The sequence below is a fragment of the Pedobacter aquatilis genome (genome assembly GCF_032678405.1).
Taxonomy (GTDB): domain Bacteria; phylum Bacteroidota; class Bacteroidia; order Sphingobacteriales; family Sphingobacteriaceae; genus Pedobacter; species Pedobacter aquatilis_A.
The window spans coordinates 61,543-76,148 of sequence record NZ_JAVTSJ010000003.1; the positions used below are offsets into that span (position 1 = coordinate 61,543).

The 14,606-nt window shown below is 38.6% G+C and carries 13 protein-coding genes; 5 read left to right on the plus strand and 8 right to left on the minus strand.

Annotated elements, in window-relative coordinates; translation table 11 throughout:
* Position 1 precedes the first annotated feature (1 nt).
* From R2R71_RS09570 to ubiE, 8 genes are all read right to left on the minus strand, one after another.
* A complete protein-coding gene (locus R2R71_RS09570) occupies positions 2–799 on the minus strand; it encodes a DUF6089 family protein (protein WP_316831052.1) in 798 nt (265 codons plus the stop codon).
* A gap of 2 nt (positions 800–801) precedes the next feature.
* On the minus strand, positions 802–1,683 hold the full coding sequence (locus R2R71_RS09575) for an NAD kinase (protein ID WP_316831053.1): 882 nt from the start codon (positions 1,681–1,683) through the stop codon (positions 802–804).
* 7 nt (positions 1,684–1,690) lie between these two features.
* Complete coding sequence (locus R2R71_RS09580) at positions 1,691–2,353, minus strand: CBS domain-containing protein (RefSeq protein WP_316831054.1); 663 nt, start codon at positions 2,351–2,353, stop codon at positions 1,691–1,693.
* Entirely contained in the window at positions 2,353–3,117 is a 765-nt protein-coding gene (locus R2R71_RS09585) for an alpha/beta hydrolase (protein WP_316831055.1), read from the minus strand. The genes R2R71_RS09580 and R2R71_RS09585 overlap by 1 nt, the downstream gene beginning before the upstream one ends.
* Positions 3,118–3,343: 226 nt before the next feature.
* Positions 3,344–3,790 carry a GatB/YqeY domain-containing protein gene (locus R2R71_RS09590; protein WP_316831056.1) on the minus strand — a complete coding sequence of 149 codons (447 nt, stop codon included), beginning with the start codon at positions 3,788–3,790 and terminating at the stop codon, positions 3,344–3,346.
* Positions 3,791–3,930: 140 nt separating this feature from the next.
* A complete protein-coding gene (locus tag R2R71_RS09595) occupies positions 3,931–4,689 on the minus strand; it encodes an SDR family NAD(P)-dependent oxidoreductase (protein ID WP_316831057.1) in 759 nt (252 codons plus the stop codon).
* Positions 4,690–4,770: 81 nt separating this feature from the next.
* Positions 4,771–5,547, minus strand: coding sequence for an outer membrane beta-barrel protein (locus R2R71_RS09600; protein WP_316831058.1), 777 nt, complete (start codon positions 5,545–5,547; stop codon positions 4,771–4,773).
* Positions 5,544–6,275, minus strand: coding sequence for a bifunctional demethylmenaquinone methyltransferase/2-methoxy-6-polyprenyl-1,4-benzoquinol methylase UbiE (gene ubiE, locus R2R71_RS09605; RefSeq protein WP_316831059.1), 732 nt, complete (start codon positions 6,273–6,275; stop codon positions 5,544–5,546). The genes R2R71_RS09600 and ubiE overlap by 4 nt, the downstream gene beginning before the upstream one ends.
* Positions 6,276–6,409: 134 nt before the next feature.
* Between ubiE and yihA the strand changes: the two genes are divergently transcribed.
* From yihA to R2R71_RS09630, 5 genes are all read left to right on the plus strand, one after another.
* Positions 6,410–7,033: a ribosome biogenesis GTP-binding protein YihA/YsxC gene (gene yihA, locus R2R71_RS09610; RefSeq protein ID WP_316831060.1), complete on the plus strand. Its 624-nt coding sequence runs from the start codon at positions 6,410–6,412 to the stop codon at positions 7,031–7,033.
* 6 nt (positions 7,034–7,039) lie between these two features.
* Entirely contained in the window at positions 7,040–7,912 is an 873-nt protein-coding gene (locus R2R71_RS09615; protein WP_316831061.1) for a UbiA-like polyprenyltransferase, read from the plus strand.
* Positions 7,913–7,956: 44 nt separating this feature from the next.
* Complete coding sequence (locus R2R71_RS09620) at positions 7,957–9,672, plus strand: M3 family oligoendopeptidase (RefSeq protein ID WP_316831062.1); 1,716 nt, start codon at positions 7,957–7,959, stop codon at positions 9,670–9,672.
* Positions 9,673–9,884: 212 nt separating this feature from the next.
* Entirely contained in the window at positions 9,885–12,308 is a 2,424-nt protein-coding gene (locus R2R71_RS09625) for an outer membrane beta-barrel protein (RefSeq protein WP_316831063.1), read from the plus strand.
* A gap of 146 nt (positions 12,309–12,454) precedes the next feature.
* The gene (locus tag R2R71_RS09630; RefSeq protein WP_316831064.1) at positions 12,455–14,401 is read left to right on the plus strand and encodes an amino acid permease; all 1,947 of its coding nucleotides are present in this window, start codon (positions 12,455–12,457) and stop codon (positions 14,399–14,401) included.
* The last annotated feature ends 205 nt before the right edge of the window (positions 14,402–14,606 follow it).

Here is a 14,606-nt window from a genome sequence, read left to right on the forward strand (position 1 = left end):
CTTAAAAGGAATAGCATTTTGAGGATACAAAGGTAAAAGATATGCCAATACTAACAAATAGATAAGTATCTCTTTTTCTAAAATCGCCGCGTTGTGTTCCGGCAAGCCCTGTTTGATGTAAAGATGGGTCACTTACATTCAGTGCCGGGTTGTTCCCCACGAATACCGGATTTACCGGATAAACCCCACTCACATCGTCCAGGTAATCGGTAAAAGCTGTCCTGTAACCGATCTCAGTAAAAATACTCCAGGTATCCTTGTAGTTATACCTGATTCCCCCGCCATACGGAATGGTTAAAACAGTATTTGGATAACCGTTTTCCTGTCCTTCGGTTGCTAACCTGTCTAACCTGTATCTTGTATCCTGGTATTTTATTGATGGTTTAAAATTAATTAAACCAACCCCAGCATATAAATAAGGCGTTAACCTGCGGTTGCCACCATTTATTTTATAATCGAAAAAGTTTAAATCGAAGAGGGCACTTCCTTCATTTAAGCCGGTTTTAAAACTTAAATTACGCTCCCTGAACTGCTCATTATTCGAATCGGCATCATTAGCCCTGATTTGACCATAAGTGTAGTTTAACCTTACACCGAAATACGAGGAAAAATTACGTTTCACGAAAATACCGGCATTTATACCGCTTACCTGCACCGGGTTAGTCTGGTTCAAATCGCCTATGTAACCTGCTCCCCCACCCGATAAGCCAACTTCCCAGGTTGCGAAAGACTGTGCTTTACTTAACCCCGAAATTGACAAAAACAAGAGAATGAATAAGACAGGTTTGTTTAGCGCCATACTTAGTAGTTACGGGTATCGATGCCCCATAATAATTTATTCCTTAACGTGTTTAAGTAAGTTTCATTGTTCAGGCGGATAAGATTTATACAAAAACCAGCCTTTTTAATGGTAATCTTTACGGAGCGTTCTACAGTAACGGTTCTGCTATCGCACGACACCAGGAATTTAGATTCCCGGGCCTCTACTTCAAACGACAAACTGTTATCATCAGGAATAATTACCGGACGTACATTTAAGTTATGTGGTGCAATGGGCGTAATAACAACGCTTTGCGAATCGGGGTAAATAATCGGACCTCCGCAGCTTAACGAGTAAGCCGTTGAACCGGTAGGTGTTGCAATGATTAATCCATCCGCCCAGTAAGAATTAATGAATTCCCCGTTCATGGAGGCATGGATAATCATCATCGCTGAGTTATCTCTGCGGTGTATGGTAATATCGTTTAAGGCAAAATTCTCTTCGCCAAATAAACCGTTATCAGATTCAAGGCTTAACAACGATCGTTCATCCAGCGTATAATCGCCATGAATCAACGCTTTTAAAGCCGATTCGATTTCGCCTTTATTTATACTCGCCAGGAAACCTAAACGGCCAAAGTTAATCCCGATTACCGGAATGCCGGAATTTCTGATTAATGATAACGTATCCAGCAAGGTACCATCACCACCCAGACTAAGCAGCACATCGGCATTTGCTTTTAGTTCTTCGTGATTATGAAAAATAATGGTGCCTGATGGCAGTTTAATCTTACCGTGAAGGGAATTTTTAAATTTATGATGAAGAACCGGCTGTATACCATGACTTTTTAAATGATCGAAAACCTCCTGAATGTAAGGTAATACGGTATCATTAAAATCTCGTCCATAAATCGCAATCCTCATAATTAAATTAAACGTTTAAGTAGTTCATAAAAGAGTCGAAACGCTCTTGAGAACCATCATCAATCTGGGTATTATTATAAACTTCTTTAACCTGATAATCGTAGCGCTCAAACGAGGCTACCAAAGAAGTAATTTCGGTTTTGTTGACTTTTAAAGTTACCTCCAGGCGGGTAGAATCTTCAAAGGAACTAACATAAGAGGAAAGAATCTGCGCATTGTCTGCCTCAACAATCTGGGATATATGTGCCAGTGAATTATCGCGGTTACTGATTTCCAGCACAATAATTCCGCCTGGTTCGTTAACAGCATATAATTCGGCTACCGAATCTACAATGTTGTTTATGGAAATAAGTCCGGCATAGTTTTTTTGCTGATCTAAAACCGGAACAGCAGTTAACTTCAACGAACTAAGCAACCTGATTACATCGTAAGCATGGGCGTTATTAAAAACAAAAGCATTTAATAAATTTGCCGAAGCATCTTTAATAAGTATATCGTGGTTGCGGATTTCGAGTAAATCATCTTCCGAAAGTAAGCCTAAAAACTGGGCGTCGTTAACCACAGGCATATGCTTTAGCTTAAACTCGTTCATACGATCTAAGGCTTTCTGCACCGTGTCGTCCGTTCTTACAGGCGGTATAACATTCGATATGATTTCCTCGGCAAACATTATTTTAATAATACTCTGTTTAAGAATTTTTCAAGATACGCATTAAATATCTCCGGATGCTCCATCATTGGGGCATGCCCGCATTTATCAACCCAGTTCAGCTCCGAATTGGGCAATAGTTCATGGAATTCTTGGGCAACTTCTGGCGGGGTAACCTTATCATCCTTGCCCCAAATTAATGAAACCGGGATGGTAATTTTCGACAATTCCTTAGCCATATTATGGCGAATGGCTGATTTAGCCATAGTTAAGATGCGTATTACCCTCGATCTGTCGTTTACCGTTTTAAAAACCTCTTCAACAAGCTCAGGTGTTGCAGTTGCCGGATCGTAAAAAGTAAATTCTACCTTCTCCCTGATATAATCATAGCTTTCTCTTCGCGGAAAAGAACCCCCGAATGCATTTTCATATAAACCCGAGCTACCGGTAAGTACCAATGCTTTAACAAACTCCTGATGGGCAACAGTGAAAACCAGACCAACATGGCCTCCTAACGAGTTACCAACAAGTACAACCTGGCCTAAATTTTTAAATTTAATGAAGCGGTGAAGGTATCTTGAAAGCGCCTTAACGCCTAAAGTTAAAATTGGTAATTCATAAATTGGAAGAATAGGTACAATAACACGGTAGCGATCTTTAAACTGCTCGATAACAAGCTCCCAGTTACTCAGTTCGCCCATTAAACCGTGAAGCAGTACCAGTGTTTCACCCTGACCGGCTTCTACATATTTGAATCCTTCTTCTTCTGTTACCTGGTATTTCATAAATAATATTGATAGTATACTGCTACTAAGTTAATAGAGTAAAATTAATTTTTGGCATTTCTTTGCCATTTTTGTGAAATAAAATCAAAAACGGTATAAAAACCCCATTTCTAGCCTGATACAGCCAAAACAGCGAATAAATTCAACCTTATTTCCTTTATTAAACTTCAACCTTTCGGCTTTAGTCTTTCCGCTTTAATCTTTCTGCTTTAGCCTTTCAGCTTAATTAAGCCAGTTTTTCTTTAACAATTTCAGCAATAAGCTTCCCGTCGGCTTTACCGGCAAGTGCCTTATTGGCCAGGCCCATAACCTTACCCATATCCTTAACTGATGTAGCGCCTGATTGTTTGATTACATCGGCAATTATTGCTTCAACTTCCCCACGGTCTAGCTGCTTAGGTAGAAATTGGTTAATAACTTCAATCTCTTCTTCTTCTACCTTAAACAGGTCCTCACGGTTCTGTTGCTTGTAAATATCAGCAGACTCACGACGTTGCTTAATCAGTTTTTGAAGAATCTTTAATTCAGTTTCCTCAGTAATTTCTTCAGATGCACCTTTTTCAGTTTTGGCAAGCAAAAGGGCTGCTTTTATAGCTCTTAAACCTCTTAGCTGTGCATCGTTTTTAGCCAGCATGGCTTTTTTTATTTCCTGATCTATTGTATTTGATATCATTATTGGTAAATTGTTTGAGTTGATTAATCGGTTAATTTTTCGATACGTATAATGGTTTAATTGCAGAATTGTTAGTGATAACTGTAAATTGCCAACTGCGAGCCAGTTTTGCAGTGATACAATTTAAACGGTTAACCCGGTTATCCTCTGTTAATTAAAGTTGCCGTTGCCTGGGCAGTAGGCATGATTAACATATCGTTTATATTAACATGCTTTGGCCTGCTTACCACGTACCAAATAGCATCGGCAATATCATCGGCTATTAACGGTTCTAAACCTGCATAAACATTTTTGGCACGTTCAGCATCTCCTTTAAAGCGAACAACCGAAAATTCAGTTTCTACCATCCCAGGGTTAATTGCTGTTACTTTAATTTCGTGTTGCAGCAAGTCAATCCTCATGGCCTTGCTTAAAGCATCAACCGCATGTTTTGTTGCACAGTAAACATTTCCGTTAGGATATACTTCCTGACCGGCAATCGAACCAATATTAATGATATGACCTGATTTATTAGGAATCATCCAGTTTGATACAATCTTTGTAACATAAAGCAAACCCTTAACATTGGTATCAATCATGGTATCCCAGTCTTCGGTGCTGCCTTTATCAATTGGGTCCAATCCCTGACTTAAACCGGCATTGTTAATCAGTACATCCACTTTTTTCCAATCGGCCGGAATAGCTTCAAAAGCGTGGTTAAGGCTTTCTTTTTCACGAACATCGGCTAAAACCTGCTTAATGGTTATTGCATATTTATCTTCGAGGTGATGCGCAATTTTTGATAAACGATCTGCTCTGCGGGCAACCAAAATCAGGTTATATCCATTTTGAGCAAATATATGTGCACATGCCTCGCCAATACCCGAAGTTGCACCAGTAATTAAAGCAATTTTAGCCATTTCTATAAAATAATAAGCCAGAAAACATTTCAATATGTTTTCTATGATGGCAACAAAGGTAAGTTTTTTTGGTTTGCGCTACTACTCGAAAAACAAGCTGAATGTAAAATGACGCAACATGGTTTTCTCCAGCGGGTTTGCAAAAGCCGTATTGTCATGCTGCAAAAGATCCTTAATCGAATAGGATACCTTAATCTCTGGCGACATTTTGAAATACTCGAAGTACAGGTCAAAGCCAATGCCGGTTTCGTAAGAAAGATAGTTCCGCTTGTTTTTCAGCAGCTTGTTAAGTGGTGTTTCACCCTCATCAAAAGTTTTCTTTTTCGAAGCAATATCCATCGAATATTTTAAGCCTCCCAGCCAATACGCCCTGAAGTTATTTAACCTGTTCGATTTTATTTTTATACCTATCGGGATTTCAAACATTGTTGCCTGAACTTTCTTGTCTAAAATAAGCGGATAGCTTGGTGGCGTAATGCCATTACTAACCGGAGCTGTGGTTTCAGGAGCAGGTTCATATTCGTACCTGACAATTCTATCGCTGAAGATTAGGGATGGTGTAACACGCACATCAAAATTCTCTGAAATCCTTCTGTTTACAACGAAACCCAAACCAAAGCCGGCAGACGGTGGGCTGGATATGGCTTTCATGGGCTGTGTTAGCTGCTTGCCGTCCAATGGGTCGAAATATACATCACGCCAGTTCGCAGTTTTTAAAATTTTATATTCTGCAGAGATGTACTGGAAGCTGAAACCAAAATGTAAGTCTTCATCATCAACACCTCCTCCCCAGTTTTGGGCAAAGGATGTATTAGCTACTGTAAAAAGCAGGATGAAGAGGCTTAATTTTTTTATCATTTAGAACCGGTATAGATTGAACTTATACCAAACGTTAAAATACGGTGTTTGGTACTTTTGAAACCTACTTTTTCCATCAAAGTGGTAAAATCTTTTCCATCAGGGAAAGCAGCTACTGATTCAGGCAGATAAGTATAGGCCCTGGCATCTTTCGAAAACAACTTACCAAAAAACGGGGTAATCTGTGCGAAATAGAAATTGTATAATTGCTTAACCGGAAAAACCTTGGGTTTGGAGAATTCTAAAACCACAAGTTTTCCGCCAGGCTTTAAAACCCTGAACATATCACGCAAACCCTGCTCCAGGTGCTCAAAATTTCTAACCCCGTAGGCTACAGTAATCGCATCGAAAGTATTATCAGCAAAATGCAGCCCTTCCGAATCGCCAAGCTGAACAGTGAAAACTTCGCTCAAACCGCGGTCATTAATTTTCTTTTTGGCTACCTCCAACATGCCCTCAGAAATATCTACACCGATAATTTTCTCGGGATGAAGTTTTTTAATGGCTTCAAAGGCAAAATCGCCGGTACCTGTAGCAACATCAAGCATAATACGCGGATGAATGGAAACAAGTTCCTTAATCGCCTTTTTACGCCACAAAACATCTATACCCAATGAAAGGAAGTGATTTAAAAAATCGTAGGTACCCGAAATATTGTTAAACATGGTTGCAACCTGTTCTTTTTTAGTTGCATCTTCTACTTGATATGGAGTGATGTTCTGATTCATGATATGTGGCAAAGATAAGTTTATTGTTTAACTGTTTAAATTGTTTTAATCGGTTAATTGTCAAATGCGCTACAGTTAAGCCCTTAAACTTTTCAAACGCTTAACCGTGCAATCAAAATTATTACCTTTGCATTATGATTATCAAAACGGCAACATTTGTTTGCAGCAATACTCAGGTTTCGGCTTTGCCCGCACCAACAATGCCCGAATATGCATTTATTGGTCGCTCTAACGTAGGTAAATCTTCATTGATCAATATGTTGGTTAACCATCACGGATTGGCCAAAACATCGCAACGCCCTGGTAAAACCCAGCTTATAAATCATTTTTTAGTTAATGATGCATGGTATATAGTCGATTTACCAGGTTACGGTTACGCCAAGGTTTCGAAAACCAGCCGCGAGAAATGGGAAAAATTCATCCGTGCCTACATTACCAAAAGAGAAAGCCTTCAATGTGTTTTTGTTTTAATCGACAGCCGTTTAGAACCGCAGCAGATTGATATTGAATTCTGCTACTGGCTTGGCGAAAAACAAATCCCTTTTTCGCTAATCTTTACCAAAGCCGATAAACAGGGAATGACCACTACCCAGAAAAACGTTGCGGCCTTTAAAAGAAAGCTCGGCGAATTCTTTGAGGAAATTCCGGCAACTTTTATTACATCAGCCGAAAAAGGTGTTGGAAAAGATGAGGTTTTAAATTTCGTTACCGAAGTAAACAAAGATTTCGTACAACCAACTGATTATAAAAAGTTTTAATTATCAATGAAAAAATACTTTTCTCTCGTTTTATTCGCACATTCTATATTTGCCCTACCCTTTGCAATGATTGGCTTTTTTCTGGGTGTTACCACTACAGATAGCCCTTTCAGATGGGAAAAACTACTATTGGTTTTACTTTGCATGGTTTTCGCCAGGAACTCGGCCATGGCATTTAACCGTTACCTGGATAGAAATATCGATGCAAAAAACCCACGTACAAAAATGCGTGACATTCCTGCAGGGAAAGTTTCGGCTAATGAGGCGCTGATTTTTGTTATTATAAACTGTGTTCTGTTTATCGTCTCAACATTTTTCATTAACAGCCTTTGCTTTTACCTTTCGCCGGTTGCCCTTTTTGTTGTACTGTTTTATAGCTACACCAAAAGATTTACAGCACTTTGTCACCTGGTTTTAGGCCTGGGTTTGTCGCTTGCACCAATTGGTGCATACATAGCGGTTACGGGCCACTTTGCCTTGGTTCCGGTTTTATATTCTTTCGCAGTGCTTTTCTGGGTTAGCGGTTTCGATATTATTTATGCTTTGCAGGATGAAGATTTCGACCGTGAAGAAAATTTACATTCCATTCCTTCAGCTCTTGGCATAAAAAGTGCTTTAAACGTATCGGTGGGATTACACATTTTTTCGGCAGCATGTGTTATTGCGCCAATATTTTTAATGCCTCATACTTTCAGCTGGATTTATTACATCGGCGTTGTATTTTTCTGCTTTGCATTAATCTATCAGCACCTTTTAGTAAAACCAACTGATATTAGTAAAGTAAATAAAGCTTTTGCCACAACAAACGGAATGGCATCAGTAGTATTTGCACTTTGCTTTTTAGCCGATGCTTTTTTCAGGTCGGGATTCTTAGGATAATCCTTCCTGAAATTAAATTTTAAAACATTTCAACAAAAAACACAATGAGCAGCTTAACCATAAACAAAAAACCAAGAACATATATCCCACAGGATCTAACCATTAACTGGGAAAGCCTTGAGCCATTATTTGCAGAATTACAAAACCGCGAAATTACAAGTGCCGAAGGTTTGGAAAACTGGCTTAAAGACCGTTCGGAACTTGAGGCTGCTTTGGAAGAAGATTTCGCCTGGCGATATATTAAAATGAGTTGCGATACAGCTAATGAAGAACTGGTTAAAAATTTCCAGTATTTCGCAACAGAAATAGAACCTAGAATTTCACCACTATCGAACGAGTTAAACAAAAAATTTGCTGATAGTCCTTTCATGGATGAATTAGATAAAGAAAAGTATTTTGTTTACAGCCGTGCCATTAAAAAAGCACTCGAACTTTATCGTGAAGAAAACATTGAACTGTTTACTGAACTTCAGGTAAAGCAACAGAAATACCAGGGCATTACCGGCGCCATGAGTGTAGAAATTAACGGACAGGAATATACATTAGAACAAGCTTCGGTTTTCATTAAGGATTTAAATCGTGAGGTACGTGAAAATGCATGGAAAACTATTCAGCAACGACGACTGGTTGATAAAGATGACCTAAACATCTTGTTTGACGAACTGATTAAACTAAGAACACAGGTTGCCTTAAATGCTGGTTTCGAAAACTATCGTGATTACATGTTCCAGGCCTTAGGTCGTTTCGACTATAGCCCCCAGGATTGTTATGATTTTGCCAACGCTATTGAAAAGGAAATTGTTCCTATTTTAAAGGAGCAGGCAGAAAAGCGTCGCGAAGCGTTGAATCTGGAAAGCCTGAAACCTTGGGATTTAGAAGTTAGCGTAAGCGGAAAGCCGGCTTTAAAGCCATTTAACAATGGTGCAGAACTTATTGATAAAAGCATTGCTTGTTTTAACGCCATTGATGAAAAACTTGGTGAAAAACTGGCAACCATGAAAGCCAATAACCTTTTCGATGTAGAAAGCAGAAAAGGAAAGGCACCCGGAGGTTATAATTATCCTTTGGCAGAAACTGGTGCTCCTTTTATTTTCATGAACTCGGCCAATTCGCATCGCGATTTAACAACCATGGTTCACGAAGGTGGACATGCCATACACACTTTCCTAACGGCAAACCTGGAATTAAACGACTTTAAGCACTGTCCTTCTGAAGTGGCTGAGCTTGCATCGATGAGTATGGAATTAATTTCGATGGATAAATGGGATGTTTACTTTGATAACACAGAGGATTTAATCCGTGCTAAAAAAGAACAGCTTGCCGATGTTTTAAAAACACTGCCATGGGTTGCCGTAATCGACCAGTTCCAGCACTGGATTTACACCAACCCTAACCATACCGCAGCCGACAGGGAAGAAACTTTTAAACAGATTTATAATCGTTTTGGAGCTGGCTTTGCCGATTGGTCTGATTTACAAAAAGAATTTGGAAACGTTTGGCAAAAACAACTGCATTTATTCGAAGTGCCATTCTACTATATTGAATATGCAATTGCACAGTTAGGTGCCATTGCCGTATGGAAAAACTATAAGGAAAATCCGGAAAAGGCATTAGAACAATACCTGGCAGCCTTAGCTTTGGGTTATACCAAACCAATGAACGAAATTTACGAAACTGCAGGCATTAAGTTCGATTTCAGTGCAGCTTACGTAAAAGAACTTGCTGCTTTTGTTAAAGCCGAACTGGAGAAACTGGGTTAAAAGAAAAGCTTAGCATTTAGGCTATATTTTAAAAGTCGTGGTTAATTATCACGACTTTTTTTGTTTATTCCGCTCCTGCGAAAACGAATTGTGAAATTTTGTTAATTAAGTTAAACTGTGTTAAAACATGCTGTTTGACTAATCCATTGATTTAGTTTAGTGTAATATTCCGCAGATAAGGAAATTACTAATCATCCGGCTATCAAATTAACATGAAACAAATCGCTACGATTTTACTATTGCTATTTTCTTTTTTAATGCAGGCAAAAGCCCAGCAAAATCAGGTAAAACTATCAGGTTTAATCACAGATGAAAACAGCAAGCCAATTTCAGCCTCGCTCCTGCTAAAAAAAGATGGAGGTACAATCAATTTCAGAAACACAAGCACAGATCAACAAGGTCGGTTTAGCTTCGAAAAGTTATCACCCGGAAAATATACGCTTCAAATCACTTCAATTGGGTTGATCACCAGAATAGAAAAATTAAATCTCGATTCAGGTCAATTGGAAATTAGTAAAACCTTTCTGCTCAGCTCCATCGCACAAAATTTAGAGACTGTGAATATATCGGGTAAAAAGTCATTAATTGAAAGATTTGCAGATAAAACGGTATTGAATGTAGAAAACAGCATTGTTGCCACAGGAAATACAGCGCTGGAAGTATTGGGAAAAATACCCGGCGTTTCCGTTAACCAGGATGGTGTAATAACTGTAAGGGGGAAGTCGGGTGTAAATGTCTTAATTGATGGGAAATCAACTTATTTATCTAATGAACAACTGGCCGCACGTTTAAAAGCATTAAACAGTAATGAACTAAAATCCATTGAATTAATTACAAATCCATCAGCAAAATATGACGCGGAAGGCAATGCCGGTATAATTAACATCAGGCTAAAGAAAAACGCCGCTTTCGGCACCAATGGCAATGTAGATTTAGGTTTCGGCTATGGGAAAAACCCTAAAAGTGATGCAGGTATTTCGCTCAACCATCGAAACAAACACCTCAATATTTTTGGAAATTTCGCTAACAACAACAATAAATTCCAGGAAGATTTAAACATTAACCGGATTACAAATGATGGAGCTTCAAACACTTACTTTCATCAATACAATACACAGGTTCGCTCATCGCACAATAACAATTACAAAGCCGGAATTGATTATTTCATAAACGATAAAAATACCATCGGTTTTTTGACCACGGGGTATTTCAACAATGGCCATGAGCGTTCAAATGGTGTTACTGATATCGGCACAAGTTTCAGCAATATCGATTCTTCTATTGTTGCCGACAATCCAACATCGAACAAATACCTCAACCAGGCATACAACTTAAATTACAAATCGCTTATCGATACACTTGGACAGGAGTTTACCGCTGATTTGGATTATGCACAATACCGAAGTGAAGAAAACACTTTATATAACAACTATTTTTCGGATGCCAGCGGCGCTGCCTATAAATCGCCTTTAACCTTCAGAAATTTAACGCCATCATTGATTAAAATAAAGGCAGTAAAAGTTGATTACAGCCTACCTCTAAACCCAAAAACAAGGTTCGATTTTGGTTTGAAAAGTAGCCTGGTAAGTACAGATAACGATTTCAGATTTGAGAATTTAGTTGCCTCGCAATGGCAGAATGATGCAACCAGAAGTAATCGTTTCATCTATGACGAGAATATAAACGCTGTATACGTTAATTTCAAGCACGATTTTAAATCAACAACCATCGAATTCGGTTTGAGGGCCGAACAAACAAACTCCAATGGTAATTCGGTTAGCGAACAGAAAATTGTTAAACGAAGCTATCTCGACTTTTTCCCCAGTTTTGCTGTAAACCAGGCTTTATCTGAAAACAACAAGATTGGTTTTTCCTACAGCAGAAGAATCGACAGACCAGATTACAAATCTTTAAATCCGTTTGTATACTTTGTCGATCTCTATACCTTTAGTCAGGGAAATCCTTTTTTAAATCCTCAATACACCAACGCTTTTGAGTTATCTTATAATCATAAGGAAGAACTGAATGTCACGTTTGGCTATAGCAGAACAAATAATTTAATAATTGACGTATTACTACCGGATGATAGCAAAAAAACACTTTATCAAACCGTTACTAACCTCGACAAACAATTTTCTTATAATTTAAGCATTGGTTACCCTACAACCATATCAAAATTCTGGACAATGGATAATACCATTACCAGCACCTACAACCAGATTAAAGCTGAAAGTTTGGATGGAGTTGCTTACAATAAAGGCAAAGTTAACTTCAGCTTAAATAGTAATCATAGCTTTACGATAACACCCACAGCGAGTGCTGAGCTTACCGGCGATTTTGTTTCAGCGCAACTTTATGGAACCTATGCCATGAAACCTTATTATGGGCTCGATTTTGGCTTAAAAAAATCATTTATGGATAAGAGGCTGAATTTAAAATTTGCCCTTAACGATATCCTGAACAGCAGAAAGGCAAGAATTACCAGTGCTTTATCAACTTTAAACTATAGCCTGAGTCAGAAGCAGGAAAGCAGGATTTTCAGGCTTAGCCTGAATTATAATTTTGGCAGCAGCATGATTAAATCAAACCGTGAACGTAAAACGGGCTTATCAGATGAAGAAAACAGAATTAAATAGGTTAGTATAAATTTTTAAGAAAAATATTTCTCACAAATTTGCCTTTCAAATATGGTTTAAAATTTAACGTTAGTAAATTTCTAGCCTGCTTTAAACGTTTTTAACCGATATTTTTTTAAGTTTGAAGAATACAACAACCAAAACAGATGTTCGAAAAGCTATTTAGAAAGAAATCTATTTCCAAGATATTACAAGATGCAGCAAAAGGCTACGGCGACCACGAAACTTCTCTACATAAAACCCTTGGCGTTCGCGATTTAACTGCTTTTGGTATTGCTGCAATTATCGGCGCCGGTATTTTCAGCACCATTGGTAAAGCAAGTGCTGATGGCGGTCCGGCTGTAATTTTTCTATTTATTTTTACCGCCATTGCCTGCAGCTTTGCAGCCTTTGCTTATGCCGAATTTGCATCAATGGTACCTGTTTCGGGTAGTGCATATACTTACTCTTATGTAGCCTTTGGTGAGTTGGTAGCCTGGATTATTGGCTGGTCGCTCATTATGGAATATTCCATTGGAAACATTACCGTAGCAATCTCCTGGTCGGATTATTTTACTGGACTGCTCTCCACGATAAAAATCCCTGCTCTGGGTATCGATGGCATACATGTTCCAGACTGGATGACCATGGATTACTTAAGTGCATACAATGGTCATAAACACTCTGAAGCACTACTTGCTGCCGGAAAAAACCTGGCTGATTTAGACTCAGCAACGGCATTGGCAAACAATGCATGGTTAACAGCGCCCCAAATCGGCGGCTTCCATCTCGTTGCTGATATCCCTGCATTGGGTATTATTATCCTCATTACCTGGTTAATTTACCGAGGCATGAAAGAGAGCCGTAATGCAAGTAATGCCATGGTTGTCGTAAAACTGGCTGTAATTTTACTGGTACTGGCCGTTGGTATTTTTTATGTTGATACCAAAAACTGGAACCCCTTTGCGCCTAATGGTGTGTCGGGAATTTTAAAAGGAGTTTCTGCAGTATTTTTCGCTTATATCGGTTTTGATGCCATTTCTACAACAGCCGAAGAATGTAAAAACCCACAACGCGATTTACCCCGCGGAATGATGTGGGCAATTATTATTTGTACCATTTTATACGTAGCCATATCGTTGGTTTTAACAGGAATTGTTAAATCGGATAAACTGGCTGTTGGCGACCCTTTGGCTTTTGTATTTGACCAGATTGACCTAAAATTAATGAGTGGTATTATCGCCGTAAGCGCGGTTTTTGCCATGGCAAGTGTACTCCTTGTTTTCCAGATGGGACAACCAAGAATATGGATGAGCATGAGCCGCGACGGTTTATTGCCAAAAGCATTTTCAAAGGTTCATCCTAAGTACCAAACCCCTTCTTTTGCAACGATCGTTGTAGGCTTTGTGGTGGCTGTACCTTCCCTTTTCATGAATTTGACCATTGTAACCGACCTTTGTTCTATCGGAACATTATTCGCCTTTGTACTGGTTTGTGCTGGTGTACTGGTTTTACAAAACAGACCTGATGTACAACGCGGAAAGTTTAAAATACCTTATGTAAACAGTAAATTCATTGTTCCTGCCGGCTTTGTCCTGGCGATTGTTTTTGCTTTTTCGCAGTATGGTAAAGAAACCAAAGCGTTCTTTTTAAATACACCTAAAACCATTCAAACAATCTCTTTCGTTACCTCATTAAATGGTGAAGAGTTAAAAATTGTAAAAGAAGAAATTGTAAAGAACGCGGCTCCACAGCTAATCCTTACAGACAAAGTAGATGCCGAATCTTATTTAAGCAGTTTACCTGCCGACCGATACGAACAGTTTATTTCAGCATCTAAAGTTTCAGTTGATAAGAAATATGAAAGCGGATGGAACTTATTTAAGCATAAAATCCCAATGTGGATTTTCCTGATTATTTGCGTAGTAATATCGTTTTATTGCATTACAAAAAACCTCTCGCTTATCCCTGTGCTAGGTTTAATCAGTTGTTTGTATATGATGTGTGAACTAGGTATATCTAACTGGATTGGCTTTGGCATCTGGCTGGTTGTTGGCCTCGTTGTTTACTTTGCCTACGGGTTTAAAAATAGTAAGCTGGCAAAAGCAGAATGATAATACCATTGATATCGTGGTGAAAATATAAACTGATAAAAAAACAGAATACAATATCAGCCTGGTGAAAAAATCACCTCAAAAAGCAAAGCCCTCAATTTAAATTGAGGGCTTTGCTTTTTAATTATTTCCTTTTTATAAACGCAAGTGCGGTAATCATTACAAGTCCTAAACCAGATGCAATCATATAATTGTTAGCATGATC

Coding starts and splice junctions, on each gene's coding strand:
- R2R71_RS09570 (WP_316831052.1), bottom strand. CDS start 799: ATGGCGCTAAACAAACCTGTCTTATTCATTCTCTTGTTTTTGTCAATT.
- R2R71_RS09575 (WP_316831053.1), bottom strand. CDS start 1,683: ATGAGGATTGCGATTTATGGACGAGATTTTAATGATACCGTATTACCT.
- R2R71_RS09580 (WP_316831054.1), bottom strand. CDS start 2,353: ATGTTTGCCGAGGAAATCATATCGAATGTTATACCGCCTGTAAGAACG.
- R2R71_RS09585 (WP_316831055.1), bottom strand. CDS start 3,117: ATGAAATACCAGGTAACAGAAGAAGAAGGATTCAAATATGTAGAAGCC.
- R2R71_RS09590 (WP_316831056.1), bottom strand. CDS start 3,790: ATGATATCAAATACAATAGATCAGGAAATAAAAAAAGCCATGCTGGCT.
- R2R71_RS09595 (WP_316831057.1), bottom strand. CDS start 4,689: ATGGCTAAAATTGCTTTAATTACTGGTGCAACTTCGGGTATTGGCGAG.
- R2R71_RS09600 (WP_316831058.1), bottom strand. CDS start 5,547: ATGATAAAAAAATTAAGCCTCTTCATCCTGCTTTTTACAGTAGCTAAT.
- ubiE (WP_316831059.1), bottom strand. CDS start 6,275: ATGAATCAGAACATCACTCCATATCAAGTAGAAGATGCAACTAAAAAA.
- yihA (WP_316831060.1), top strand. CDS start 6,410: ATGATTATCAAAACGGCAACATTTGTTTGCAGCAATACTCAGGTTTCG.
- R2R71_RS09615 (WP_316831061.1), top strand. CDS start 7,040: ATGAAAAAATACTTTTCTCTCGTTTTATTCGCACATTCTATATTTGCC.
- R2R71_RS09620 (WP_316831062.1), top strand. CDS start 7,957: ATGAGCAGCTTAACCATAAACAAAAAACCAAGAACATATATCCCACAG.
- R2R71_RS09625 (WP_316831063.1), top strand. CDS start 9,885: ATGAAACAAATCGCTACGATTTTACTATTGCTATTTTCTTTTTTAATG.
- R2R71_RS09630 (WP_316831064.1), top strand. CDS start 12,455: ATGTTCGAAAAGCTATTTAGAAAGAAATCTATTTCCAAGATATTACAA.